The organism is Anabaena sp. EIM26 (genome assembly GCF_057568715.1).
The window spans coordinates 1,896,044-1,919,824 of the sequence record NZ_CM172472.1 but is presented as its reverse complement, the minus strand read 5'-3'; the positions used below and the strand labels follow the sequence as shown (position 1 = coordinate 1,919,824).

Sequence of the window (23,781 nt, the reverse complement as noted above, 5' to 3'; positions counted from 1 at the left end):
TCAATGGTCAAATATTATCAACCACTGACTAAAAGATTAATTATTATTTAAATGCTGTTCTAAAAGGCTGAGTAATTTATCTTTGGTAATTACTCCTTCTGTGGATTCTATGAGTTTGGTATCTTTAATTAGCCTTAAAGCTGGGACACCTTCCACCTGATACTGTTTGACAGTTAAAGGATTGGGGTCTATTTCCATTTTCACAATTTTCAAGCGATCGCTGTAAGTATTAGCAGCTAAGTTAATCATTGGCGACATCAATTGACAAGGCCCACACCAGGAAGCCCAAAAGTAAACTAATACAGGCTGCTCGGCTTTTAACACTTCTGTTTCAAAGTCAGCATCAGTGATAGTGATTACACCCTTACTCATTAAAGTCTCCATTAGGTGGCATTGATCAAAGTTGACTCACAAAATACTTTATCCCAATCTGAGGGAACAGGGAACAGGGAATAGGGAACAGGGAACAGGTGACAGGTGACAGAAGGAAGTTTACTAATTACTCATCCCCATTACCAACAGGACTTACGCAAAACAGAACGGAAGTAGGGGTAATTCATGAATTACCCCTACGCAAGAATCAAGTTTTGAGTTTAATCTTGCGTAAGTCCTAACCAATTACCAATTACCAAGGAAACAAAATCCCACAACCAAGAGGTGCGGGATTTTCTCAAGTTTCTTGGGGAGCAAAAGTTACAGATTATCCAATTGCTTGCGTAGAGCTTCCAACTCAGAATCTACTGGTTCAGCAGTTTCAACAGGTTTAGCAGTACTGGTTGGTTGAGAGGGAGGTAATTCTGCTATGGGTGCAGGTGCAGGTGCTAAAGATGCTTTTAGGGCTGCTAATTCATCATCTACATCACTACCAGATTCTAACCGCGCAAATTGGCTTTCTAAATCTGCACCTGCCAACTCTCCCATAGACTGAGCGCGGGCTTCCTGGATCATTACCTTTTCTTCCATGCGCTCAAAAGCGGACATGGCGCTACTGGTATTCATCCCACTGACCATACCTTGCAGTTGCTCTTGGGCTTTAGCGGTAGTAATCCGGGCTTTGAGCATTTCTTTCTTGGTTTTAGCTTCAGAAATTTTGCTTTCTAGTTGGATTAAATTGCGCTTCAGGCTATCTACCTGAGTAACTTGCTGATCTAGGCTGGCTTTGAGGGCTGTACCGGTTTCTGTGTAAGTCTTTTTGCGCTCCAAAGCTTGACGTGCCAGGTTTTCATCACCTTTTTGCAAAGCTAGTTGGGCATTGCGTTGCCATTTGTTGATTTCATTTTGGCCATCATTGTACTGTTTCTCGGTTCGTTTTTGGGCTGCGATCGCTTGAGCCACCCCCTGACGTAGCTGTACCAAGTCTTCCTGCATTTCCAGGATGGCTTGTTCTAGCATTTTTTCTGGATCTTCGGCTTTACTGATCAGATCGTTAACATTAGAACCAATTACTCTTTTAAGACGATCAAATAATCCCATAAGTTTGTTGTTCCTGTTGAGGTTTACGCGCTTTGTTGGAAAGTTAGCTTTTTTATGGTTTAATAGCTACCTATTTAAATTTAATCTTTTCAGTTGGGATTGGTATCCTCTCTCCATTCTGAATCATGAAGCTATAATTCAGCTACATTAACTTAAGTTGCAATTTAGTCATAGGAGTATGGTTTACGCCAAGCTACGTTATCAGTAGTGATGAAACATCTCCCTCATCCTCCTCATCTTCCCATCTCCCCATCTGCTTGGGTTTTTTTATCTACCTCGCCTAACATCTGAGTTTTCATCGCTGTCAGTTCAGCATCAATGTTATTACTAGATTTCAACTTAGCAAATCTTGTTTCCAGATCATCACTACTAAGTTGAGCAATTACTTCTGTTTGCGCTTCCATCTGTAAAACTTTTTCTTCCATTCGTTCCCAAGCGCTCAAGCTAGTTGTGGCAGAAACTCCACTTAGCATTTCCTGGAGTTTATAAGATGCCTGGGCAGAACGAGCGCGAGCAATGTACATATCTTTTTTGGTTTTTACCTCCACAATTTTTAACTCTAGCGTCCGCATATCCTGTTTCAGCTTCCCTACAACTACTTGTTGCTGATCCATTTGCAAAGAGAGAGAAGCACTAGTTTCTTGGTAAGCTTGGCGTTTGGTGAGAGCTTCCCGTGCTAGAGGTTCATTACCTTGTTGCAGAGCTAGTTGGGCCAGACGATACCATTCTTCTACTTTAGATTGAGCAGCGATCGCTTGACGTTCAGTACGTTTTTGAGTTGCGATCGCACAAGCAACCCCTTGCCGCAATTGCACCAAATTTTCCTGCATCTCCAGAAAAGCTCTCTCCATCACTTTTTCCGGATCTTCAGCACCATTCACCAAATCATTAAGATTAGAACGAATTACCCGCAAAATACGCTTCATTACTTCCATCTTGGCTCTACTCCATTAGGGGGGATTGGGGACTGAGGAGATGGGGAGGATGAGGAAGAGTATTTTTCTCCTGCTTCTTTCCTTCTGTCACCTGTTACCTGTCACCTGTCACCTGTCACCTGTCACCTGTCACCTGTCACCTGTCACCTGTCACCTGTCACCTGTCACCTGTCACCTGTCACCTTTCACCTGTCACCTGTCACCTGTTACCTGTCACCTGTCACCTGTCACCTGTCACCTGTTACCTGTCACCTGTCACCTGTCACCTGTCACCTTCTTCTCACTTCTGTACACTAGCTTTAATTCCCTTGGCTTTTAGTTGTTGCAACCTGAGTTTTACTTCCTCTTTAGTCTTCAACGCACCCAGATAAATATACTTTTGGTTAGGGGATAAATAAGCATCAGGAACTACTTGCCGCGCAGCAGTTAAAGCACCAGCGCCTTGATTATCAACTACTACATAATAGAACCCATCTGATGACGGTTGAATTTCTTCATTTAGCGTTGGTGAGGTTGCCGTTGACTGAGGCTGAAGTATTGGAGTGACAGGGGGGACAGGGGGGACTGAAGTTAGGGGAATTACTGGATTTTTTGGAGTTTGGACGGCGATAGGTTGAGGTATTGCTGTCGGAGTTGGTTGGACTTTAGGTTTCAAACCCACTACATCATTAGGATCGTTCACTTCTGGAAATTCACGAGTAGCCAAATTAGGATATTTGGGTATTGGTGTAATTTCTGGTACTGCTATCGGTGGGGTATTACTCTCAGTGATTTCAGGATTTACAGTATTTGGTGAAGAAGTAACGTTAAATAATTTACTTAAATTGAATTGCGGTAAAGTTTTGGGATTGAATACCACATAACCTAAAGTCAGACTAGCCAATAGCAGCAGCAGCATAGAACCAATACCCAAAGGTGATAGCAAGCTGTCACTAGAATTACTTGATTTCTTTGTTGGTGGTTGTTCTTCAGTCAAACTCCGTAGCAGTGCTTCACTAGATTCTAAATAGTCATCTGGCTGTTTAGAAGTATCCTCGGCTGGGAGGAGAGCTTGATGTTCAGAAGCTTTAACCTTTGTCGGTACTATGCTGCTGATGGATTTTGAATCTGTTGGAGTTTCTGTTTTGCTAGACTCTTGGCTAGAAGACAGATGCAAATGATCAATTTCTTCCTGTTTGTCTATCCCTGGGGATGGGCTTTCCTGGGGAATTGGGTTAGTGTTGACTTCTACTGCTGACTGAGTTTTTCCCAGTGTTGCAGTCATGCCATTTTGTTGGGGTTGATTACTCATGTAAGTCTCTACACCAACTTGTTTTGGTGGACGAAATCCACTGCGTGTGCGTCGGTATCGAGTTAACTCTTGATCTAGCTGCACTTCTAAACTCGCCAGTGCTGTGGCTAGTACTGGCTTTAAGCCAGACTGGTTAGGCGGTTGAGTGCCAGAATCGATTATGGGATTTTGACTCATTGCCATGATGCCTCAAACCTAATACTGCTGGATAAATTTTATTAGAATTTTATTAAATTCTATACCAAGCTCAATTTTCGCTTTGTTTGGATAAAAGATGTCATTCAAATCTGTTAATGATATTTTAGGCATTCTGGAACAGAAAGCCAAATGGCAAGAACAACCATTTCAATACGTGCTTAAGTGTTGGGTAGAAGTTGTTGGTGCTAAGGTTGCGGCTCAAACTCGTCCTGTGTCAATTCAGCGAGATGTGTTGTGGGTAGCAACTTCTAGTGCTGCTTGGGCGCAAAATTTAACTTTTGGACGCAATGCCATACTTCTAAAGTTAAATAAAAAGTTACCTGCGCCTTTGATGGATGTTCGGTTCTCAACTGCTGAGTGGAAGCTCACGCCATTAAAAGGAAATCAGCCACCAACGGTTTCACCACCAGAACATCCTAGTTACCTCGGTGCTAAGAGTGGTTCTGAGTCTGAAGTTAGAAAATCTGTTGATGATGTTCAAACTGCGTTTGCTCTTTGGGCTAGGGCGATGCAAGAGCGATCGCACAATTTACCCCTTTGCCCCCAGTGTCAATGTCCCACCCCACCCGGTGAACTCCAGCGTTGGCTTGTTTGTTCTCCCTGTGCGGCTAAACAGTGTTAAAGGGGGATTCGGAGTTCGGAGTTCGGAGGCAGGAGTTCGGAGTTCAGGAGGCAGGAGTCAGGAGGCAGGAGTTGGGAATTTTTTTTAGATATAAGAAAATTATCTGCTATCATATCCAGCCTTGAGATACGAAACTGATGAATTATCCTCCTAAAGAGTGATTTAAGAGTATGTGAAGGAATAGTTTCAAAACCTGGCTAAATGTAAAGTTAAACTTTTAACTTTGATCCCCAATGCTTTTTAGCCAAAAACAAGTATGTAACCACTCTAGTAATTATTTACATATATAACAAGATTCTAAAGACATCCTAAAGTTTATTTTTCATAAAAATAGCTAGAACCCAGATAAAATAATACCTTTTTGGCTCTTATACCTATTTTGTCATAGAAGGAAAATATTTAAGTGTGATAACCAGCCCTAAACGGCACTAAAGATGAACCCAAATGAAACCTAATCACCATTTAACATCTGCCTGTCGATATTGCCGTCATTACCAACCAGAGGGTCGTCGTGGTGGAATGTGTCAGAAATTGGGCGCACCAGTGCAAAGTACTTGGAAAGCGTGTCATTTAGCACTACCAGCCTTTGCACCTCCTTGGGAAACTTTAGAAGATTCTTGGAGTTTACCAGTAGCAAAACCAGTATTACCTGTTGCTCAAACCTTAAATTCAGATTTAGAAGTTCTAGCACTTGCTCCTGTGGAAGAAACATCTGTTTCCACACCACAAGAAGTCAAGACGACAGCAATCCTAATTTAGTTGCTCTTTTTACTGTAATTACTGTAATCAATTTTTTCTTTGTTCAAAATAAAATTTGACTTTAAAATTTTAAGTTTTGCCAATTTTTACTTTTCAAAAATCGCACCTGTCAACAAGGTGCGATTTTGCCATTATTTTAAGGTAACCAAGGAAATTCCCGAAAATTCGGGGGACGTTTTTCGAGAAAGGCTTGTTTTCCCTCAGATCCTTCCTCTGTCATGTAATAGAGTAGGGTGGCATTACCAGCAAGTTCTTGTAAACCAGCTTGTCCATCACAGTCAGCGTTAAATGCAGCTTTGAGACAACGAATAGCAATAGGGCTTTTTTCTAAGATTTCTTGCGCCCATTGTATACCTTCAGCTTCTAGTTGTTCTATGGGGACGACAGTATTAACTAAACCCATTTCTAAAGCTTGTTCGGCATTATATTGACGACAAAGATACCAAATTTCTCGTGCTTTTTTTTGTCCTACTATCCGCGCTAGGTAACTCGCACCAAAACCACCATCAAAACTGCCAACTTTAGGGCCTGTTTGTCCAAAAATGGCGTTATCGGCAGCAATTGTGAGGTCACAAATTAAATGTAAAACGTGACCACCACCAATGGCATATCCAGCAACTAATGCGATTACTACTTTTGGCATGGAACGAATGAGACGTTGCAAGTCCAAAACGTTTAAACGGGGGATACCTGCATCATCAACATAACCAGCTTGCCCGCGTACACTTTGATCACCACCAGAACAGAAAGCATATTTACCATCTGTGTGGGGGCCTGCACCCGTAAATAGAACTACGCCAATGTTAGTATCTTCACGGGCATCACAAAAAGCTTCGTATAATTCAAAAACTGTCTTAGGGCGAAAAGCATTACGTTTATGGGGACGGTTGATGGTGATTTTAGCGATGCCGTCGGTTTTTTGATACAGGATATCTTCGTAGGTTTTGACGGTTTTCCAGTCTATTTGCATGGGTATGAAGTACGTTATTGTGCTAGAGAATTTTATCGCGGAGTTAAGAAAAAGAGATAATTTAAGTTTGTATTTATAGCTTGATAATAAGTGTCTTTTAAGGTATATCAAACTCTATAATTTGGTAACAATCAAGCAATTTTACGCATTTGACGCACCTGACTAACCTTTCTCAGGACATATTCCGTAAGTAAGAACGAAAAAGAAGGTATTTAAGGATAGAATAATCTGCGATCGCTTCTGATGCCGCGTAGCCCATCGCCTTTCTTAAAGGTAAAAAACAATGACAATTACATTCAACAAGTTTTAACATGATTAAGCTCGACCAGTTTTTAAAGTTAGTGGGTATCACTGCAACGGGAGGACAAGCCAAATTGATGATTATTGATGGCGAAATCAAAGTCAATGGCACAATTGAAACCCGACGCGGGCGAAAATTAGAGCCTAACGACCAAGTAACAGTAGCAGGGAAAACTTTCAATGTTGGGGATGTAATTTAAGGCAAGAGGCTTGAGAGGCAAGGGTTTGAGCTTCTTTATTAAAAAATTCTTGATTAGACCACTCGTATTTTCTGTAAATTTGTTGTATCCTAGTTTTCCGCAGGTAGTTTTTTACAACTCTATTTCATAAGAGCTTTTTGCTGATCTTTCTGACTGTTATTGAAAGACTATATTGGTCTGGCTTAAATTTCAGTCTGGAAATTTTTTTCCTTTAATGCCCACTTGTCAAAATTTTAAATACAGAAACTATGAAACTGATTAAAAAATCCGAAAAACTCCTTCTCGATAAAATCAAGAATATGGAGGAAGAAGAGCAAAATCTGCAAAAGGAATCTCTGTATTCTCCAGAAGCATTAATTGATGAAACAACTTTCGCAAGTGAAGCAAATCAAGAACCTCAATATATCCCCTTGCGAGATAATCCGGTAGTTTACTCTATTGGCAACACAGGGTGGCAGGTTTCTGAAATTTGGAAAGATGTGAGATTAGATGATTTCTGTGGTGGTTGAGCCGATTTTTTCAGCATCTCCAATCCTTCGAGTTGGAGACTATCACAACCATTCAATGATTTTGGCATTTTCTGGCAATTTTGCCTTTTTTTGTCCTTCAGAACGCGCCCTAGCAGTAAATAAACCAATGGGAGTTTCTAACAAATCTACAAGACTTGCTTTACCAATGATGTTGTTGAAACTTTCCTTTGGTAATTCTTTGAGTAACCAACGTAGTAGACGATAACCGTAGTCTTGGGGTGTCATTTCACGCATCAAGTCTACGCCATGTAGTTCATGTAAATAGCGATTAGAACGTCCGTAACGTCGCCATTGACTAGCTAATTCTTTTATTGTCAATCGGTGACGGTGTTGGACAATGGCATCTGGAGCAAATTCTAAACGGCCAAGATTAGCTTTGAGAATACGCCAACAAATATCTGCATCTCCACCAGTGGTGAGATAGGGACGAAATAAACCTGCTGTGGTGAAGATGTGACGACGAATTGCTAAATTTGCAGTTTGACCATAAGGACAAAATTTATGGGCTAGGGTATGTTTTTGAGATAAGGTTTCTTGCTTGTCTGCGTGTTGTTCAAGCAGGGTTTTACCTGGTAGTGCCAAAATTTCACCAGCGACAATTACGACTTCTGGGTTAATGAAAGGCTGAATTAATGAATTTAGCCATTGGGGTTGGGGACGACAATCCGCATCGGTAAAGGCAATGATTTCACCTACTGCGGTTCTAATACCTGTGTTGCGTGCGGCGTAAGAACTTTGAATTTTGTTTTCACTTAAGGGCAGGATAGGGATGGGGGAATTTTCAGCAGTTGCTTTGATAATGGAGAGAGTGCGATCGCTGCTATTATTATCCACTAGCAAATACTCTACTTGGTCTTGGGGATAATTTTGCGACAACAGACAATTAAGCAAGTCTGGTAAATCTGCCTCACCATTATAAATAGGTATTACCACCGAAACCTTTGGGAGTAAGCTTTGGCTGGTATTTGCCTCAACTGGCTGATGATTCATAAATCTGAATTTTTCTGGCTGATATCAATAAATATACAGCAGGAGTTAGGAGTTAGGAGTTCGGAGTCAGGAGTTCGGAGTTCGGGGTTTGGAGTCAGGAGTTCGGAGTTCGACATAAGATAATTTGTGGAAAACTCCCCCCAGTAAGAGTCTCAAACCCTTATTCTCTCGCCCTTAAAAATCATAACTCCGTTCGCGTAGCGTCTCCGTTCGGCGAAGCCGTGCCGTAGGCATAGGAGAAACTCCGTTCGGGTAGCGTCTCCGGAGGAGAAACTCCGAACTCAGGTAAAATCCCACCCTGTATTGCCAGAGTGGGAGGAGATTAATCGCAAAAATATATGAACATCTAACAACGAAGCTTAAAATTTCAAGTCTTCGGCACGAACGCTCAGTGGCTGTGAGTTAGGAATTACCAGGGGTTGAGCAAATTTGCTATTAGAGAGAACTGCGATCGCACGGGCATATTGTGGATCACTCAAAGTCCCGATTAAATCTGGATTAGAAGCCAACTGACGCTCTTGTGCTTCTGTCAAATCTAGTTGAATATCAGGAGTAATCCCCTTATGGTTAATATCTGTACCTTTAGGGGTGTAGTAGTGAGCAATGGTAACTGCTAACCCAGAACCATTTGTCAGTTCATGGACTGATTGCACCAAAGCTTTACCGAAGGTTTGACTACCAACAACAACCGCCCGTTTATTATCCTTGAGTGCGCCGGTGAGAATCTCGCTGGCACTAGCAGAATTACCGTCTACTAACACAGCCAAGGGTCGATTTGTCAAGGCTGTACGATTGGCTTTAGTTTCTTCGCTACCTCCCACACGGTCTACAGTCTTGACAATTGCGCCATTGTCATACCACATCCGCGCAATTTCTATGCTTGCTTGCAACAAACCACCAGGATTTCCTCGCAAATCCAAAACATAGGAATCGACTTTTTGACCGTTCAAGTCACGAATAGCCCGACGCATTTGATCAGCTGCATGGGCGCTAAACTCTCTTAAACGAATATAGCCGACCCGACGACCACCTTCTTGCTTGAGGGTATAACGCACTGTGGGGACTTCTATATTTGCCCTTGTCAGCTTTAAATCAAATTCATTTTTTCCCGTTCTTCCCAATCGTAAGGTGATGGCAGTACCAGCTTTCCCTCGAATCAGGTTAGAGGCATCATCCACTTTCATCTTGAGAGTCGGTTTACCGTCAATTGCCAAAATCTCATCGCCTGCTTTTATGCCTGCTTTGAGTGCGGGAGAATTTTCTATAGCCTCAACAACGGTCAATCGCTTGGTTTTTTCGTTTACTTCCATGCGAACACCAATTCCAGAAACTTCCCCTGATGTTTGACTGGTAAGGGTTTCAAATTGTTTGGGGTCCATAAACCGCGTGTAGGGATCTCCCAGTTTTTGCAGGGCTTCGCGGATGGCTACATAAGCTTGTTCATTGGAAGTATAGTCTTTATTTAACAGGCTCTGCCTAGTTGCTAGCCAATCTTGTTGATTAAATTTGCCATCAACATATTCACGATTCACCAGTTGCCATACCTGGTCAACTAACGCCTTGGGACTATCTTGTAGAGCCGCGTGAACGCACCTCGTCCAAGCTTGAGCAAATACAGATAGAGTAGCAGTAGTAGCGATCGCTCCACTAATCAAGGCTACTTGGAGCGGTGAGTGACGTTTCGCAGATTGGTTCATGTATATTCAGATGGAATAGTTGGGTTATTGACAGTTTAGCAATCAGGCTTTCCTGATATTTTTAAGTTTTTATATCCTCATCTTCAGTTATGCTTAATTCATCATTTTTTTCCTTGTAAATGATGTGGGAATTACTGTCTTTTTATTAAGAATAATCTCTTGGATTTTTCTATTTTTCCGTAAAAACAACTACAGGATCAATGTGACACTAGTCACAGGCAGATCTTTACACCCTAAATTCTTTTTCTAAGATAGCACTTTGTTGATTTGATGGCAGTATTTATCAATATTAGACAACAAAGCTTTTATTTTCTATGTTATGAAGCACAAATCTATCATCAATTCATCAATTTACTTGAAGAACAGATTGAGAAAATTCAAGCGGTTGTTACAAAATATTGCTGTCGCTTTGTGCTTGATCTTGGGTATTTGGTTGACTTTCACTACTATAACCTTAGTTTCTGCTTCCTCACAGCCGATAGATGCTTTTTTCGTGCTGGGGGGCAGCATTCGCAGGGAGATTTATGTAGCCCAACTAGCAAAACAGTATCCCCAAATCCCGGTTTTAATTTCTCATGGTTCACTAGATCCCTGTATTTTGCTGATTTTTCAGCGGGAAGCAGCAGACTTAGAACAAGTTTGGTTAGAGAATTGTGCTAATTCCACCTTTGAGAATTTTTATTATGGAATACCAATTTTGAGAAGTTGGGGAGTAAAAAAAGTAAAATTGATTACTTCCGGTACGCATATTTTCCGCGCCAAGTTGATGGCACAGATTATCTTAGGCGCTCATGGCATTTGGGTAGAACCAGAAGTAGTTAAAGAAATTGGTATTCCTGGCAATCGTGAATCTTGGATAAAAACCGTATTAGATATTATACGTAGTTTGTTTTGGGCGCTGTTCAGTCAAGTCATTCAGCCCCAATGCTCACAGGTAACAAAACTAGTAGAAGTAGATATACAAACGTGGGAACAGCGTGGTTTTCAATGTGAACATCAGGGGGGTGTGGGGAAAAAGGGTCAGCCCCAGAGGGCTGTTAAAAATTCAAAATAGTGCAAGCTGACAGCACTCAGCACTGAGTTTGCTCAAAACCCCAAAGCGATTCCTTCGCCAACCAATTGTACGGATGATTATTATTCTATGTAGGCTCGCATAAAATTGGTATAACCAAAGAATGAAGACAGACACAATATTTTATACCCTCCTGCAAAATCTCCCCAGCGTTTTATTTGAACTGCTGGAAAAACCACCCCAACTAGCTGCACACTACGAATTTTCATCAGTAGAAATCAAAGAACTAGCACGTCGCATAGATGGTGTATTTCTACCCAAAGCCGAGTACCCAGATGATCCGATTTATTTTGTTGAAGTCCAATTTCAGCCCGATGAAGATTTATACTGGCGGTTAATTACCGAAGTATTTCTTTACTTAAACCAGTATAAACCTGATAAAAAATGGCAAGCTGTAGTATTGTGGGCTAAACGGAGTCTTGATCCTGGAATACCTTGTGCATATCAAACTTCACTAGCTGCGGGACAAATTCATGTAGTTTATTTAGATGAATTAACTGATACATCATCTTCAATTGGTTTAGGAATTATTCAATTAGTAGTTGCACCAGAAGAGGAAGTAGTACAAACAGCAAGAAGTTTAATTAATTTAGTACAACAAGCAGATGCGGCCAACAGTCGTTATCTTTTAGAATTAGTAGAAAGAATCCCCAATCGGATTAATTAGATGTTTTGGCAGTTCGTAGCCCTTCTAATTTATCCAGGCGATAATTTTGAATTTCGTTTTGGGCCACAACTTCAGACCTAATCAGCTTGATTTCAGCACCCATATCAGAAACCTTGCTACCAATAGAAAAACCACCGGTAATTAAATAAAGTCCTGACTGTGTGGCAATAGTCAGGACTGTGATCAACATCGTCAGTCGTTCGGTACTCATTGAATTTCTGGAAAAGTTAGGATAAGCGATCGCATTCTATGGTGGTGTGAGTGCATCAATTTTGAAATTCAAATTAGCAAACTCTTGGGTAAGTAAAATTTCCTCAGAGGTATCGTCAACACCAGTATATTGCCAAACAATAATTTGAGCGTCTCGGAACCACCGGGGTAAAATAATACTCAAACTGTAACTAGCACTTATTTTTGGAAACATCACCAAATTAATCTGATTCAAAAATAATGCTTGAGATTTGTTGAGCGTGGCATCTTGAGAACCACCCAACACTACACCAGTTGATATCTTTTGATTGACATAACCAGAAAATCTCCAAGTAGCATCTTCCGGAACCGTTGTACTGATGCTAATGGCAAAAATGAAGGATTCCAATAAAAACGGGATAGTTACAGGAGGGATAGGCAAAAGAATAGGTTTACCATCATCTGTGTAAACAGTCCCTCCTGTAACGCTTGTATTGTAAAGACTTTCCCAGTTTGCATTATTGGAAAGTTCGACAACTCTCATAGCAGAAGTAGCGGTGATAGTTGGTTGTTATACACTAATTCTTCTACAGGCTGAACGTGTTCAAAGGGGTTAACCCCGTACTCATCCAAAATGTCAAAGTATGTTCCGGTATCAATTTTGCCCATAAGCCAATCAGCAGAACCCTGATTAATAATGAGCATACCTTCGATACTTCGAGAATCAGTCGCGGAAACGAAAAGTAAATCCCGGTTGTCACCGGGAAGTATTAAGCCATGCTGCATTACACAATCTCAGGGGTGAAGTAAATTCGGTTGCCTGGTGTAGTTAGAAAAGTTTCGACTGCTGTAATGGCTTTGATGGCATCTACCGCAGTGCTGTAAGCTTCACCACCTGTTTGCTGAGATCCAAACGGTGACGAAACAGATTTGTTGTTGTAGCGTGCATATTCAATCTCAGTCACACGAGACTTATTATCAGTTACAGCCGCGCCACGTTCGATAGCACCAAATCTTGCAGCCTTGAACCCAGTCAAGCCATCAAGCAGGACTCCACCTGTAGGAAGGGTGAAACCTACAGCCACAGTTCGTCCAGTTGTTGCAGCAGCAGTCCTGACCAAGCTGATAAGGTCAGTATTTGCCGTTTGAGATGAAGAAAGCAATTTTACAGGTAAATAAATACGACCCGCCAAATTAAAGGATTCTATGTACCCCTTAACTTTATTTGGCTTAACTTTTACAGCAGTACCTCGTTGAGCTTTGTATGCTGCTTGTTTTTGCGCCCTGGTCTGGTCTTCGTAAGCCCGAACTTTAATTAGCGCTGCGTTAAGTTCTGCACCGCGTCTAATGTCAGAATATCTTCCCATACAAAATTCTCCTCTGTGACTGAAACCCAGTCTAGCAGCGCATTTTAAGAAGAATTAAACCAGCGACAAGTTAACTTGTCGAAAAAGAAGTACAGCGTAGTAAAAATCCTAAACCTCTTCGATCGCATTTCTTAAGCGTCCTGCAACGGATACTAGGTTAACTGGCTTGATTTGTCCTGGAATAATTAAGTGAGCGTGGGTAAATTTCACATCAGCCGTTGGTCTTTGGCGTGATTTTTTAACTGTCCTGCCATATACCAGATGAGTGCCTGGTACTGCTGGGTAAGATTTTGTATTTTCTATGAACTGGAAAAAATCATCATTGTAAGTTTTATCTAGGATTTTCAAGACACTTTGGATAGTAGAAATACCTTCAGCCTTGCTAATAGCTAATATTCTTAAATCAAAGCCATTTTCGAGGTCGAGATAGGTGCATTTGTATTTACCTTTTTTCCACACCAGAGGAGGTGTAGCAAATTCAGCTTTTATTTCTCTGGCATACTCCACAGCGTCAGCACGAGTTATGGTTTGCGCGGTTTTATTCATTACACGAAATGTGATTTCACCGCGAACTTGTTCAGCCCCATTACCATGCTTTTCAAAGTCATATGGTTCCTTGAAATAAAGGCATATTTGCGGTTTAAACTTGCTATCTCTTTGGAGTTCTTGTACTGGAATTCCATAAATAGGCACTTGTATGGATTGCGCGTGTCCTGCGGTGATTTCAAAAAGCCACATTCTTAATAGCACCAAAATCACCGTATCTTTTGGCTGGATAATGCAAGCAACTTTTAAAGACCTTTTTTCTGTAGAAATATCATTGTCAGGCTGGTTTTTATAAAATGCTCTCACCCGCCGATTATGAATAAGTTCTACAGTGTCCCGTAAATGTTTCCAACTATTAAAACCTTCAGGTAAAGCCATAATTATTCATCTGCCTCCAAGTCAGCTTCTGGAGTCTCTTTCCCTGCACTTGCTGCGGCTGCGGCTGCTTCATCAGCCTTTAATTTATCCGGCTCAGGAATAGGAATGGCGTTGTTTTCGGCTTTATCATCCTCTTTTACTGACTTCACGAATTCAGTTGAAGCTGTTGTTAATCCCGTGGTTGCATCCACGAAATCCAGAGGCACTTGAGTCACCATTTGTATCGTTGACGCAGCTTGTTGAAAATTTTCTAAAGTTTGCGAAACACGATTAAATTTAGGGCTTGGATTCATCCAGCCATAACTATCATCAAGAACTTGTCCGGCCTTCTTTAAAGCATTCCCAATCTTCCCGGTGTAAGCCGCTATCATTTCAGAAGCTTGCAGCACGATTTGCGTCAGGCTCATGAAGTTATTTAGAACATTAGTTGTAGCCTGGTAGATTCTATTAGCTCTAGCCCAAGCATTTGAGAGATTTACGTAATTATCCTCGCCTACAATTCCCTTAACAACATTCTCCACAGTATTGCCAATTGCTTCACCAATATTGAACGCATTACCAGCATCATCCTTGGGAAGGATTAAGGTAAGTACGTTAGTCAATGCCCCTACTAGAGTTTGAACAATATCATTTGATAACATTGCGGCATTATGAACTGTAGCCGCAAAAGTAAGAATATTTAACGCTCTATCAAGCTGTAACCACTTGAAGCCATCGACCAATTTCCCACCAATTCCTCCTACAATTTGCGCTCCTAACTTATTATCAATTCGGGTAAGTAGTCCCAATTGAACAGCGTTAGCACCTGTATTAAATAGATTGGAAATCTTACTAAATAAATTGTCATTGGCATCATTGATGGCTTTGTGACCACATCCACCCGGCTGCATTGTTTGACAAGTTCCCGCAGCCGCAGCCGCGATAGTCTGCGGTGCGGACAACGGTGTAGGACGTGCGACCAATGCCGGAATAAATGCTGCATTGCCATTGATATTCCTGATCAATGCTTTCATTTCTGCATCCACTTCCAGATCCCTCCCGTCTTTACCGTCTTTACCGTCTTTACCATCACGTCCCGGCGCTCCATTAAATCCTGAAATGCCATTTTTACCATCACGACCTGGGGTTCCATCTTTACCATCACTTCCTTGACTTCCATCGCTGCCATCACGTCCTGGTTTACCTGGTTCACCTTGCTTTCCTGGTTCACCTGGTTCACCTTGCTTTCCTGGTTTACCCGGTTCACCTTGCTTCCCTGGCTGTGATGACTTATTTAAAGCTTGAGTAGCTTTTTCTCCTATTTCTGTCAGCTTTGATTGGATTGTTCCTATTGTTTTTTTTGTTTCATAATTTTCACTGTTCCTATTTTCTGCCTTCTTTTCTAAAGTGTTAATCTGTGCGTCAAAAGTCCTTTTTTGTGTGGCGACTTCTCTTTCTAATTCCAGCAATTCTGTCTGGTTGGAATCAGCTATTTTCCTCGCTGCTCTAACTTCATACAAAGCTTCATTGGCTTTTTCTCTTACTGGTACGGCTTGCTTTTCTAGCGCATAAGTCCTATCCCTCGTTCGCTGGTCTGATTGTTTGAGTTCTTGAATGTCTTTTTTTGATTTGTCAATATTAGATTTATTCGTTTGAATTCCGGTTAATGCTTTCGATAGGTCACGGGAAAGTGAATCATTCATCCCGTCTTGAGCTTTTTGAAGCATAGGACGCAGCCAATATAAATCAGCCAGGATAATTCCATAAGTTGCTGCGCCTACAGCCAAACCGCCAAGTGCCAGGCTTGCCTTACCTGCCTTTTGTATGGTGCTGCCACCGCCCGGCACTTTCTCCAATACTTTGTCTGTGACTTCTTTGGTTTTCTTTGCGACTTTCTCTACCTGGTCAACCTGCTTTTTATAGTTAGCTGTTGACTTCGCGAACTCGTCAAAAGTCCGCACTAATTTACCTTGTTTTGCAAGATATTTCCCCAGCGACTCAGTTTTAGAAAAAGCCTGTTTATATGCCTGCAAAACTTCGGCATTGACTGAAACCATAGCTTGAGACATTTAATCATCCTTTCTCTTAAATGAATTTATCTATAAATGAGGTTACGGTTTTTATAAAATTACTGATAACCAAAACCACTTTTTCAATATCAGAAATATCTTTTTCATGGCGATTTAGCCGCGCTTTTATAGCTGCCAAATCAGGCTTTTCTGGTGATGAATTGCTGCCATCGGCATTCTTACCCGGAACACCCTGCAAGCCTCTATCACCTTTAGCACCAGGCTTTCCAGAAACACCCTGCAAGCCTCTATCACCCTTAGCACCAGGCTTTCCAGAAACACCCTGCAAGCCTCTATCACCCTTAGCACCAGGCTTTCCAGAAACACCCTGCAAGCCTCTATCACCCTTAGCACCAGGCTTTCCAGAAACACCCTGCAAGCCTCTATCACCCTTAGCACCAGGCTTTCCAGAAACACCCTGCAAGCCTCTATCACCCTTAGCACCAGGCTTTCCAGAAACACCCTGCAAGCCTCTATCACCCTTAGCACCAGGTAAACCCGGAATACCCTGTAATCCCCTATCACCTTTGTCCCCCTTGATGCCAGGCTTGCTCATTACCTGCCTAGCTAAATTCAAAGCTTGATTAGCAATAGATTTTACTCCTGTTAGTTGGGATAGAATTGCTGAAACTTGATTTTCTAATTGCGCTACTCTTCTAGCCAAATCATCAGAAGGCTTGAATAGTCCTTCGATATAAGCAAGAATTGCATTGTAAATTTCAGAATAGGCTTTATTTACAGCTTCACGAATAATATTCGCTCTATCAGATTTTGGGATAAATTTATTATTAAGAGCCGCAATTTCTGCACTCAGCGCAGATAATTGATTTGAGATTTCATCACAACTACTCATTTTATTTAATACCTGCTACTAACCTTCTAGCATTAGAAATCCCATTAAAAATATCAGCACAATCCAAACAGCAATCGCCGCAATCAAGAGAGTTTGGCGGGCATCCTTCAATACATTCAACAGAGTAATCATCTGTAGAAAATATTTCCTCATAAAGCACCTCGTTGCTTGCACTATTAACGGTTATGCGATAGTTCGCTGGTGTGATGCTACTAACAAGGCTACCTTCGTAAATAAATCTATTTACCGAACTGATGTCGTCCCACTGGGTGGACGTTCCCGGAGGACAAAGATACAAAGCGCTTTTGACCTCCAGTGATGAACCGGTAAACCGCCAGCCTTCATAAGGGTATTTCCCTATAAACCCCAAGGTTCGATTAGGGAAATTCACACCAGCCTGTATATAGCTGGCTGTAAAAGTAGCTGTAAAAGTAGCGCAAGGGGTAGTATCCGGTTCGGCTGTTATTGTGATCGGCGTATCAGTAAAATCCTGAACGCTACTATCAGGAAAAGTTACGCGGGCTGTATCGCCCGCATTGCAGTAGGACATTAGTAGTCGTTAGGGTCAAGGGTTGCACCAGTATCAACCTTGGATAAGGTTATCGTTAGCTGATCAGTTCTGTACTGGGTGTTATCTTCTCCACGATTGACAAAACCTGGAAAGCCATTGGCGACGACAATCGACTGGTCAATATTCGCGTCGTAGTTAGCCTGCGTCAAATAAGTTTGAGCCTTGAGAGCAGCACCAGTCAAAATTGCTTCGCCTGTGGCTGATGATGCTGTTACGCCAATTTCAGATTTTGTAATAGTTACTGTAGTAGCGTCTTGAGTTGCGCTTGCTCCAAAAACTTGCTGTAGAGTCGGTTCCATGTTAATGGTTTTATTGAAGGTTGTTAAACCATTAATAAATCGCTATCAATTAAATGTAAATATTCCACTTTTATGTAAAATTGGAATGTTGAAGAATCGACTGAAACTATTGCTGTATATAAAATACAAGTTATTATAGATGGTGGGTAACAAAGGTTTTATTCCATTTTTACCAATCCAAAAGGTAAAACCGGAATGCCCAAAGGAAATAATTTTTTGTATGAAAAATGAGCGAAGTGGAAAAGCTGCAATCTTAACCGAGAACGACTACTCTAAGTTAAGAAGAAATATTAGAACTCTTAAATATAAACTTTTTTTAGATTTAGCTTGGTACACGGGAGAAAGGTGGGGCGCTTTGGTTCAGTTGCGAGTGAGTGACGTTTACCTGCCTAACGGAATGCCACGGGATGTAATCACATTCCGAGCGGTCACTAGAAAAAAGAGAAAAGATGGCAGCGCGGACACTCGACAAGTTCCGGTACATCCTACCTTATTTGAAAATCTGAGAAGTTTCGCCCCTGGTGCGAGTCCTTGGCTGTTTCCCAATAGAGAAGGTGATGGGTGCGTGTGCTGGAGAAATCTTTATGACATACTGATGAAAGCTGTAGATAAAGCGGGTTTAGCAGCCAAGGGAATTAGTACTCATAGCACCCGCCGGACGTTTATAACCAAGCTTCATAGTAATGGCGTGTCAATTGCAACAATAAAAAAAATCACGGGACACCGTGACCTAAAATCAGTTGAAGGATATATAGAAATAGAATCAAGTCAGATTCGCGGTGCGATCGCAACTCTCTAGATATGGTATATTTGTACTCGCGGGAAGATTCCAGCCTTGTACTCTGTGAAAACGCCCGCACCCCCATAACTCACAATTACGATGCACATTGATAGGTATAGCCCGGCGCGTGGGAGATACCTATTTTTATTAGGCACTTTTAATCATCTGCTCAATTTGCTGGGGAGTTTTACCCAGTGCGATCGCTTTTTCAATTCCCTGCTTCACCAGTTCGCACCGTTCCGAATTTACCCGCCCGCCTGGAATGTGGACGTGTTTTATCTTCTTCTGGTAGTAGCAATACCTGTAATACCAATACTTTGAGCCGCTGCGACTCACATAGTAAGTCTCAATCCACTGGTTAATTTTGGATTTTTCCTGAACCTCATTTACTTGTTCTGGAAGAGTTGGACTTGGTTTTTCCGGGTAATCCACATCCTCATCAATCGGGTGCAACTCAGAAAGTAGGACTTTCTCCTTGATAATCTCACCAGCAAAATAACCTTGTGCCTTGGAAACGGATGCGAGTAATTTGGTGATTTTGAATTTACAGTTTCTGGAAGAATGCCAGTAAATTTCACCTTCCTCAAAATGAAAACCTTTAATTGGTGTGACGGCAACATCATCAGCAAAATCCTGGGGCAACTCTTCCAGATGTTGAGGAGCAACATCTTTGACCAGTTCCAACTCTGACCAGTGGAAAACTCCAGCCGTTCCCCAAAGTTCGGTGCAGACTGAACACCTCACAATTTTCTTGACTTTGGTAATTACTCCAAAATATTTAGAATCCGGTTTGGTAACTGCGACCTGTTGCCCTGGTTTGAATTTGGTTTTAATTTCTTCAGCAATTTCTGGAAACTGCTTTTCCCAATTTAGCCACGCTTGCTGGAAGTCATAGGGAGTTTCATAATCGTCAGGGTCTGGTGGTTCACTGGACGAGTCGTAAAATAATGTAGCTTGACCGTTCTCGTCAACTCTTCCAGAACAATCTAAAACTACTTCATCCCACGCCGGGTCTGTCACCCTGGGAGACTCTGGTAGTGAGTGGAACTCATCAAGGTTAAATAAGGTATTCATGGTAAACAATTGGTAATTGGTAATTGGTAATTGGTAACTACCTGCCTGATGCTCTAGTAGTTCGGCGACGACGGAATGGTACTATTTCATGCTTGACTGTAGCTGCCACTTCCCTCATAGCATCAGCCCAAGCTAAAGCTAAATCTAAGGGCATATCAAGTAATTCTGCTTCTGTCACAAAGCGGTTACGTATCCAATTCTTGAATAATTCTGTTTGATAATTCATGGCTTTTATTCTGAATTGGCTAAGTCAACACACTCACATCAAGTCCAACAGTTGCGAGGTTTTCTAGCAACCATTCCCTAGCACTAGGTCTAAGATGCCACTCAGAGCGCCATGTTCTTAGGGTTTGTTCTGCGTGTTGGTAAGCAATGCCGAAAATGCCAGAAATACGCTTTATTGTCTTAATTTCTTCCTCTTCATTCTTAACCAAAACCCCTTCGCTCTCTGTCTTTAACTTTGGATGAACTATATTGAACTCTATATTATTCACCGCGCTGGTTTGAGCGCTGGAATCGTCATATTCTTCTAATGGAATTGGCATTACCTCATCTTCGATTTGCTCATCCTGACAAATGAGTGAATTCAATGCTTCCTGGACTTTCTCTACTTCTAATTTGTACTGCCATGTCCGGTCATACTTGATGTGTGGATTATGGCGCTTGCTGATGAATCCAAGGTCATGCAGGATATTAATTGCTTTTCTAATGGAGTGTATGCCGTGTTCACCCATTAGCTCATTGTGTAAGCAGTCCAATGATTTATAAATCCAATCTCGCGCTGTTCTACCCAGTGCGTTTAATTTATTTGTCCAGAATTCAAAGATTGCTAATAATTTGGCAGCACAATGATTGCCAGTAATTTCTAAGTATTCGCTCCTGAGTAAAACTAAGGGGACTTTTTCAGGGTGTTGAATGCAGCTTTTTGGCTTTTTAGTGGTTGTTGTCATGATTTTTGAATGCAGGAATCTATCACCACCTGTTAATTAGGTGGTAGGGTTGTCAATTGCGATCGCGCTCCAGGTCCCAAATCACTTTTTCCCAACACCACTGCTCTGACTTGTCCGGAAACGAATTTCTTACGTGTCGAACTAATCTATATGCGGACTCTTCATCTCCCTGCACCATCTGCAATAGCTGTCTTTTGGTTGATGAACTAACTCGCGTCGGCTGCTCACTCTTGGGACTCTTTCTAGCAGAACGTCTGTAGCCGCGCTGCGCTGATTTATGGGAAGCAACAACCAACCATGCCAGATACAAAGACCCTGCCAGCATTGCCAGTAACAGCATTAGAATTAGATGGCTCATGATGAATTAATAAGGTGAGTGGTATTAATTCATCATGTAGCTTTTAAGTCTTTCTCTTCAGTGATATTGGTCATAAGCATTAAAAAACCGTCCTGACCTGTGGGCATAGGTGGACGGTTTAATCAGTTGATTCTGAAAGTTGCCTTAACTCTTTGATTCTGCTTTTCAGAAGTTGAGACTGTTGATCATGATATGCCAGTTGTTTCTCAGCCTCGTTTATCAGCTGGCTAATTAGTTTCCCAGCGACTCCCTCAATTGACCTTCTTCTGAAGACAGAGATATCTGATTCATGGCTATCTTCTCCACTAGCTCCGACCTGGTAAGTCCCATCCCCTGAGCCAGTTCTTGGAAAAGTTCCCACGCATCCGGGTTGACTTTTAAGCTTACCCCCTTTGTTTCCCGCCCCTTGGGCCGTCCCGTTCTTGCCATAGTTACTAGCCTGCATAATATTTTCTTGCTTCTAATTATTGCATATCCGAAAATCCATAAACTAATATTGACACAGGATATCTGGATATGCAATAGTATGGTTAATCGGATTTTCAGATATCCGATAGCTCTCACCCCACACCGGGGAATACCACGACTAGAGCAAGCACCCACACCTAGACCTTGTGTGGAAACACCCTGAACAACAAATCACCGGAGATTATGCGCTGATCACGAGTTGACAGCGCGGTGATTTCTTCCATGTCTGCAATAACCAATAACCATTACCTATTAACTGATGACCAAAAAAGCATGGCAGTAATGACGGTGGAGGCACTAATCAAACTACTTGAACAGTTCAATGGTCAAGCAGCAGTGCAAGGTTTAACCGCCCAAGGTGACGCTTTCAAACTCACCGGAGTTGAGGAATCCGACACCACAGGCAACGTAATTATCAACATCCAACCCGTTCAAGGATATTTTTTAGAGGATTAAATGATGCAAAAAATTGAAGATTATCTTGTCAGCGTGTACGGGCTACTCATTCGTTACCCGCTAACATTTGCAACTGTTTTTGTACTCTGGTGCATCTTGCTGGCTCTTTTTCTACCTTACCGGTAAACCTCATGGGAGGTGTGGCGAAATTGGTAACGCATGGGTAATGCCAACCAGGTTGTAGGTTCGAGTCCTGCCACCTCCCAGATTTTCACCAAACACAAAAACCATGACAACTACAGTTCAAGAATTAATTATCAAGCTCGACGGTTTTGAAGACGGTGCAACTGTTCAAGTTCAAATTGATGGCGTTGACCTCCATGTCAGCAACATCAAAGAAAAAGACGGTAACGCAATTTTGATTATTAATCCTGAGTATGAAGGAGAGGAAGAAGATTAGACGACAAAACTGAATTGTATTGTTTATTCCCAGTTCTCCCACTGGGTATTTATCCGCTAACTGCTATTTGATGGTCAAGCCAGTATTAGCTGGTGGCTGATACTGGCTTTTTCTCTAGGAGCAAATATGTACAGACAATTGAAACCGTGGGCTGTGTATCGTGTTGGCATTCCGCATCTACTGTTGATTAGATTCAAAAAGCGAACGGATGCAGAGGAATACGCCAAGCTTTTAAAACAAGGTAGCACACCATTCAACTTCGAGATAATTTTTGATAACTAATCATGATTAAAACCATCACCTACAAGCGAGTTTTGAACATAGGCAACTATGAATCAAGACATCTAGAAGCAGCATTTGAATTTCCAGAAAATTCAACTTCTGACTGGGTAGAAGAAGAGACTACTGAATTAATGGAGTTCGTCGAACGCAAAATTAGAGAGGATCATTCAGTCGAAATCAGACAACAAATAGCTTCTCTAGAGAGAGAAGTAGCACAACTCAGAAAAGATAGAAACTCTCTCAAATCTTTACTGGAGTCATCACGAGAAAAACAGCCAGCAACAGAGGAATATTTACCACTTGTGGCTGAAGAATGCGGTGTGGGTGAGGGAGGACTATTTTAATGGAAGAACCAAAATCTTTAATTCCTTATTCTGGCGACTACGTATTAATTCACAAACGCGCATTGTTTGTAAATAATTTTGCAGCTTCGCTCATTGTTCAATACTTGGTACAGGAAGTCCCAAGATTTAAAGGTGCAGATATCAAGGCAGTTATGGATCAATTTTCTCTAATTGCTGTCGGGGAATCAAACAAGATAACGGACGAGAAGATTAACGAAATAATTCTAGAGAGCCTAGCCAAATGCCACGGCACTCAAGACAAGGTAATTCAGGTCAAATTTTAACAATGCACAACAAACCCCAGCAAATTCTCCCTCATGACGACGAATACATTTTGATTCGTAAACGTCGTTTTTTAGCTTCTAATTTAGCGCTGGCTTCGATGGGTAAATATATTTCGGGTGTTAGCAATCGGTCATTGGTTGAAGTTGTTAATAACTTCGCCGAAGGTGCAGCGAGACAGGCTAGAACAATGTCAGATGATGAGGTGGAAAAGCACATAGTGGATGCAATAGAAGCCTCATCTAAATCAAATTCTCAATCCGCCTGATGAGTCTGGGTAGAACTCCCCAGACGAAACACACCGCTCCTGGTGTGTCGCGGTCTGAGTCCAAATCAGTTCCGCACAAAGCACAATCAGCTTAGGGTTTTGAGAAAGAACTAAGCTCTCGGCTTTTTAGCATTCATAAGCTCGGTTGATTGTGTTTTAAAAA

33 protein-coding genes and 1 pseudogene are annotated in these 23,781 nt (G+C 41.7%); 14 read left to right on the top strand and 20 right to left on the bottom strand.

What is annotated here, in order from left to right:
• Positions 1 to 36: 36 nt before the first annotated feature.
• From AC012T_RS08280 to AC012T_RS08265, 4 genes are all read right to left on the bottom strand, one after another.
• Complete coding sequence (locus AC012T_RS08280) at positions 37 to 372, bottom strand: thioredoxin family protein (RefSeq protein ID WP_487064726.1); 336 nt, start codon at positions 370 to 372, stop codon at positions 37 to 39.
• Positions 373 to 693: 321 nt separating this feature from the next.
• On the bottom strand, positions 694 to 1,473 hold the full coding sequence (locus tag AC012T_RS08275) for a PspA/IM30 family protein (protein ID WP_487064724.1): 780 nt from the start codon (positions 1,471 to 1,473) through the stop codon (positions 694 to 696).
• A gap of 233 nt (positions 1,474 to 1,706) precedes the next feature.
• On the bottom strand, positions 1,707 to 2,408 hold the full coding sequence (locus tag AC012T_RS08270) for a PspA/IM30 family protein (protein WP_487064722.1): 702 nt from the start codon (positions 2,406 to 2,408) through the stop codon (positions 1,707 to 1,709).
• A 280-nt stretch (positions 2,409 to 2,688) separates the two neighbouring features.
• The gene (locus AC012T_RS08265; protein ID WP_487066511.1) at positions 2,689 to 3,876 is read right to left on the bottom strand and encodes a hypothetical protein; all 1,188 of its coding nucleotides are present in this window, start codon (positions 3,874 to 3,876) and stop codon (positions 2,689 to 2,691) included.
• 97 nt (positions 3,877 to 3,973) lie between these two features.
• Between AC012T_RS08265 and AC012T_RS08260 the strand changes: the two genes are divergently transcribed.
• Both AC012T_RS08260 and AC012T_RS08255 read left to right on the top strand, forming a co-directional pair.
• On the top strand, positions 3,974 to 4,519 hold the full coding sequence (locus AC012T_RS08260; RefSeq protein WP_487064720.1) for a DciA family protein: 546 nt from the start codon (positions 3,974 to 3,976) through the stop codon (positions 4,517 to 4,519).
• Positions 4,520 to 4,963: 444 nt separating this feature from the next.
• On the top strand, positions 4,964 to 5,278 hold the full coding sequence (locus AC012T_RS08255) for a hypothetical protein (protein ID WP_487064718.1): 315 nt from the start codon (positions 4,964 to 4,966) through the stop codon (positions 5,276 to 5,278).
• Positions 5,279 to 5,414: 136 nt separating this feature from the next.
• On the opposite strand, the gene menB is transcribed toward AC012T_RS08255, so the two are convergent.
• A complete protein-coding gene (gene menB, locus AC012T_RS08250) occupies positions 5,415 to 6,248 on the bottom strand; it encodes a 1,4-dihydroxy-2-naphthoyl-CoA synthase (RefSeq protein WP_487064716.1) in 834 nt (277 codons plus the stop codon).
• Between the two features lie 172 nt (positions 6,249 to 6,420).
• Positions 6,421 to 6,561, bottom strand: a complete 141-nt coding sequence (locus AC012T_RS08245) for a hypothetical protein (protein ID WP_487064714.1) — start codon at positions 6,559 to 6,561, stop codon at positions 6,421 to 6,423.
• On the opposite strand from AC012T_RS08245, the gene AC012T_RS08240 reads away from it, so the two are divergent.
• Positions 6,560 to 6,748: an RNA-binding S4 domain-containing protein gene (locus AC012T_RS08240; protein WP_015213699.1), complete on the top strand. Its 189-nt coding sequence runs from the start codon at positions 6,560 to 6,562 to the stop codon at positions 6,746 to 6,748. The two genes, AC012T_RS08245 and AC012T_RS08240, sit on opposite strands and share 2 nt — an antisense overlap.
• Positions 6,749 to 6,996: 248 nt before the next feature.
• A complete protein-coding gene (locus tag AC012T_RS08235) occupies positions 6,997 to 7,257 on the top strand; it encodes a hypothetical protein (RefSeq protein WP_487064712.1) in 261 nt (86 codons plus the stop codon).
• A 42-nt stretch (positions 7,258 to 7,299) separates the two neighbouring features.
• Here AC012T_RS08235 and AC012T_RS08230 read toward each other — a convergent pair whose 3' ends face one another.
• On the bottom strand, positions 7,300 to 8,268 hold the full coding sequence (locus AC012T_RS08230; protein ID WP_487064710.1) for a glycosyltransferase family 2 protein: 969 nt from the start codon (positions 8,266 to 8,268) through the stop codon (positions 7,300 to 7,302).
• On the opposite strand from AC012T_RS08230, the gene AC012T_RS08225 reads away from it, so the two are divergent.
• Positions 8,260 to 8,391 (top strand): hypothetical protein, encoded by a 132-nt coding sequence (locus AC012T_RS08225; protein ID WP_487064708.1) that lies wholly within the window; start codon positions 8,260 to 8,262, stop codon positions 8,389 to 8,391. The genes AC012T_RS08230 and AC012T_RS08225 overlap by 9 nt on opposite strands.
• Before the next feature lie 236 nt (positions 8,392 to 8,627).
• Here the strand turns inward: AC012T_RS08225 and ctpB are convergent, their stop codons facing one another.
• The gene (gene ctpB, locus AC012T_RS08220) at positions 8,628 to 9,965 is read right to left on the bottom strand and encodes a carboxyl-terminal processing protease CtpB (RefSeq protein ID WP_487064706.1); all 1,338 of its coding nucleotides are present in this window, start codon (positions 9,963 to 9,965) and stop codon (positions 8,628 to 8,630) included.
• A 319-nt stretch (positions 9,966 to 10,284) separates the two neighbouring features.
• Between ctpB and AC012T_RS08215 the strand changes: the two genes are divergently transcribed.
• Positions 10,285 to 11,019, top strand: coding sequence for a YdcF family protein (locus AC012T_RS08215; protein ID WP_487064704.1), 735 nt, complete (start codon positions 10,285 to 10,287; stop codon positions 11,017 to 11,019).
• Positions 11,020 to 11,140: 121 nt separating this feature from the next.
• The gene (locus AC012T_RS08210; RefSeq protein ID WP_487064702.1) at positions 11,141 to 11,704 is read left to right on the top strand and encodes an Rpn family recombination-promoting nuclease/putative transposase; all 564 of its coding nucleotides are present in this window, start codon (positions 11,141 to 11,143) and stop codon (positions 11,702 to 11,704) included.
• Here AC012T_RS08210 and AC012T_RS08205 read toward each other — a convergent pair.
• The 9 genes from AC012T_RS08205 to AC012T_RS08165 all read right to left on the bottom strand — a co-directional run bounded on the left by AC012T_RS08205 (position 11,697) and on the right by AC012T_RS08165 (position 17,955).
• Positions 11,697 to 11,915, bottom strand: a complete 219-nt coding sequence (locus tag AC012T_RS08205) for a hypothetical protein (protein WP_487064700.1) — start codon at positions 11,913 to 11,915, stop codon at positions 11,697 to 11,699. The two genes, AC012T_RS08210 and AC012T_RS08205, sit on opposite strands and share 8 nt — an antisense overlap.
• A 36-nt stretch (positions 11,916 to 11,951) precedes the next feature.
• Positions 11,952 to 12,437, bottom strand: a complete 486-nt coding sequence (locus AC012T_RS08200; RefSeq protein WP_487064698.1) for a hypothetical protein — start codon at positions 12,435 to 12,437, stop codon at positions 11,952 to 11,954.
• Positions 12,434 to 12,679, bottom strand: coding sequence for a hypothetical protein (locus tag AC012T_RS08195; RefSeq protein ID WP_487064696.1), 246 nt, complete (start codon positions 12,677 to 12,679; stop codon positions 12,434 to 12,436). Before AC012T_RS08195 ends, AC012T_RS08200 begins: the two co-directional genes overlap by 4 nt.
• A complete protein-coding gene (locus AC012T_RS08190; RefSeq protein WP_487064694.1) occupies positions 12,679 to 13,260 on the bottom strand; it encodes a hypothetical protein in 582 nt (193 codons plus the stop codon). The genes AC012T_RS08195 and AC012T_RS08190 overlap by 1 nt, the downstream gene beginning before the upstream one ends.
• 108 nt (positions 13,261 to 13,368) lie before the next feature.
• Positions 13,369 to 14,184 carry a hypothetical protein gene (locus tag AC012T_RS08185; RefSeq protein WP_487064692.1) on the bottom strand — a complete coding sequence of 272 codons (816 nt, stop codon included), beginning with the start codon at positions 14,182 to 14,184 and terminating at the stop codon, positions 13,369 to 13,371.
• Positions 14,185 to 14,186: 2 nt separating this feature from the next.
• The gene (locus AC012T_RS08180) at positions 14,187 to 16,232 is read right to left on the bottom strand and encodes a hypothetical protein (RefSeq protein ID WP_487064690.1); all 2,046 of its coding nucleotides are present in this window, start codon (positions 16,230 to 16,232) and stop codon (positions 14,187 to 14,189) included.
• A 16-nt stretch (positions 16,233 to 16,248) separates the two neighbouring features.
• Entirely contained in the window at positions 16,249 to 17,085 is an 837-nt protein-coding gene (locus AC012T_RS08175) for a hypothetical protein (RefSeq protein ID WP_487064688.1), read from the bottom strand.
• Position 17,086: 1 nt separating this feature from the next.
• The gene (locus AC012T_RS08170) at positions 17,087 to 17,635 is read right to left on the bottom strand and encodes a hypothetical protein (RefSeq protein ID WP_487064686.1); all 549 of its coding nucleotides are present in this window, start codon (positions 17,633 to 17,635) and stop codon (positions 17,087 to 17,089) included.
• Entirely contained in the window at positions 17,635 to 17,955 is a 321-nt protein-coding gene (locus tag AC012T_RS08165; protein WP_487064684.1) for a hypothetical protein, read from the bottom strand. The genes AC012T_RS08170 and AC012T_RS08165 overlap by 1 nt, the downstream gene beginning before the upstream one ends.
• 220 nt (positions 17,956 to 18,175) lie before the next feature.
• Here AC012T_RS08165 and AC012T_RS08160 point away from each other — a divergent pair, with 220 nt between their 5' ends.
• Positions 18,176 to 18,754 carry a tyrosine-type recombinase/integrase gene (locus AC012T_RS08160; protein ID WP_487064682.1) on the top strand — a complete coding sequence of 193 codons (579 nt, stop codon included), beginning with the start codon at positions 18,176 to 18,178 and terminating at the stop codon, positions 18,752 to 18,754.
• A 129-nt stretch (positions 18,755 to 18,883) separates the two neighbouring features.
• Here the strand turns inward: AC012T_RS08160 and AC012T_RS08155 are convergent, their stop codons facing one another.
• From AC012T_RS08155 to AC012T_RS08145, 3 genes are read right to left on the bottom strand one after another with little or no spacing between them, the layout of a single operon-like run.
• Entirely contained in the window at positions 18,884 to 19,810 is a 927-nt protein-coding gene (locus AC012T_RS08155; RefSeq protein WP_487064680.1) for a hypothetical protein, read from the bottom strand.
• Positions 19,811 to 19,847: 37 nt separating this feature from the next.
• Positions 19,848 to 20,036 carry a hypothetical protein gene (locus tag AC012T_RS08150; RefSeq protein WP_487064678.1) on the bottom strand — a complete coding sequence of 63 codons (189 nt, stop codon included), beginning with the start codon at positions 20,034 to 20,036 and terminating at the stop codon, positions 19,848 to 19,850.
• Positions 20,037 to 20,055: 19 nt separating this feature from the next.
• Positions 20,056 to 20,760 carry a hypothetical protein gene (locus AC012T_RS08145; protein WP_487064676.1) on the bottom strand — a complete coding sequence of 235 codons (705 nt, stop codon included), beginning with the start codon at positions 20,758 to 20,760 and terminating at the stop codon, positions 20,056 to 20,058.
• A gap of 1,048 nt (positions 20,761 to 21,808) precedes the next feature.
• Here AC012T_RS08145 and AC012T_RS08140 point away from each other — a divergent pair.
• From AC012T_RS08140 to AC012T_RS08115, 6 genes and pseudogenes are all read left to right on the top strand, one after another.
• Positions 21,809 to 22,042 (top strand): hypothetical protein, encoded by a 234-nt coding sequence (locus AC012T_RS08140; protein WP_487064674.1) that lies wholly within the window; start codon positions 21,809 to 21,811, stop codon positions 22,040 to 22,042.
• Between the two features lie 134 nt (positions 22,043 to 22,176).
• A pseudogene (locus AC012T_RS08135) lies at positions 22,177 to 22,247 on the top strand.
• Positions 22,248 to 22,271: 24 nt separating this feature from the next.
• Positions 22,272 to 22,442, top strand: coding sequence for a hypothetical protein (locus AC012T_RS08130; protein ID WP_487064672.1), 171 nt, complete (start codon positions 22,272 to 22,274; stop codon positions 22,440 to 22,442).
• A gap of 284 nt (positions 22,443 to 22,726) precedes the next feature.
• Positions 22,727 to 23,068, top strand: a complete 342-nt coding sequence (locus tag AC012T_RS08125) for a hypothetical protein (RefSeq protein ID WP_487064670.1) — start codon at positions 22,727 to 22,729, stop codon at positions 23,066 to 23,068.
• On the top strand, positions 23,068 to 23,352 hold the full coding sequence (locus AC012T_RS08120; RefSeq protein ID WP_487064668.1) for a hypothetical protein: 285 nt from the start codon (positions 23,068 to 23,070) through the stop codon (positions 23,350 to 23,352). Before AC012T_RS08125 ends, AC012T_RS08120 begins: the two co-directional genes overlap by 1 nt.
• A 2-nt stretch (positions 23,353 to 23,354) precedes the next feature.
• A complete protein-coding gene (locus AC012T_RS08115) occupies positions 23,355 to 23,618 on the top strand; it encodes a hypothetical protein (RefSeq protein WP_487064666.1) in 264 nt (87 codons plus the stop codon).
• Positions 23,619 to 23,781 lie beyond the last annotated feature (163 nt).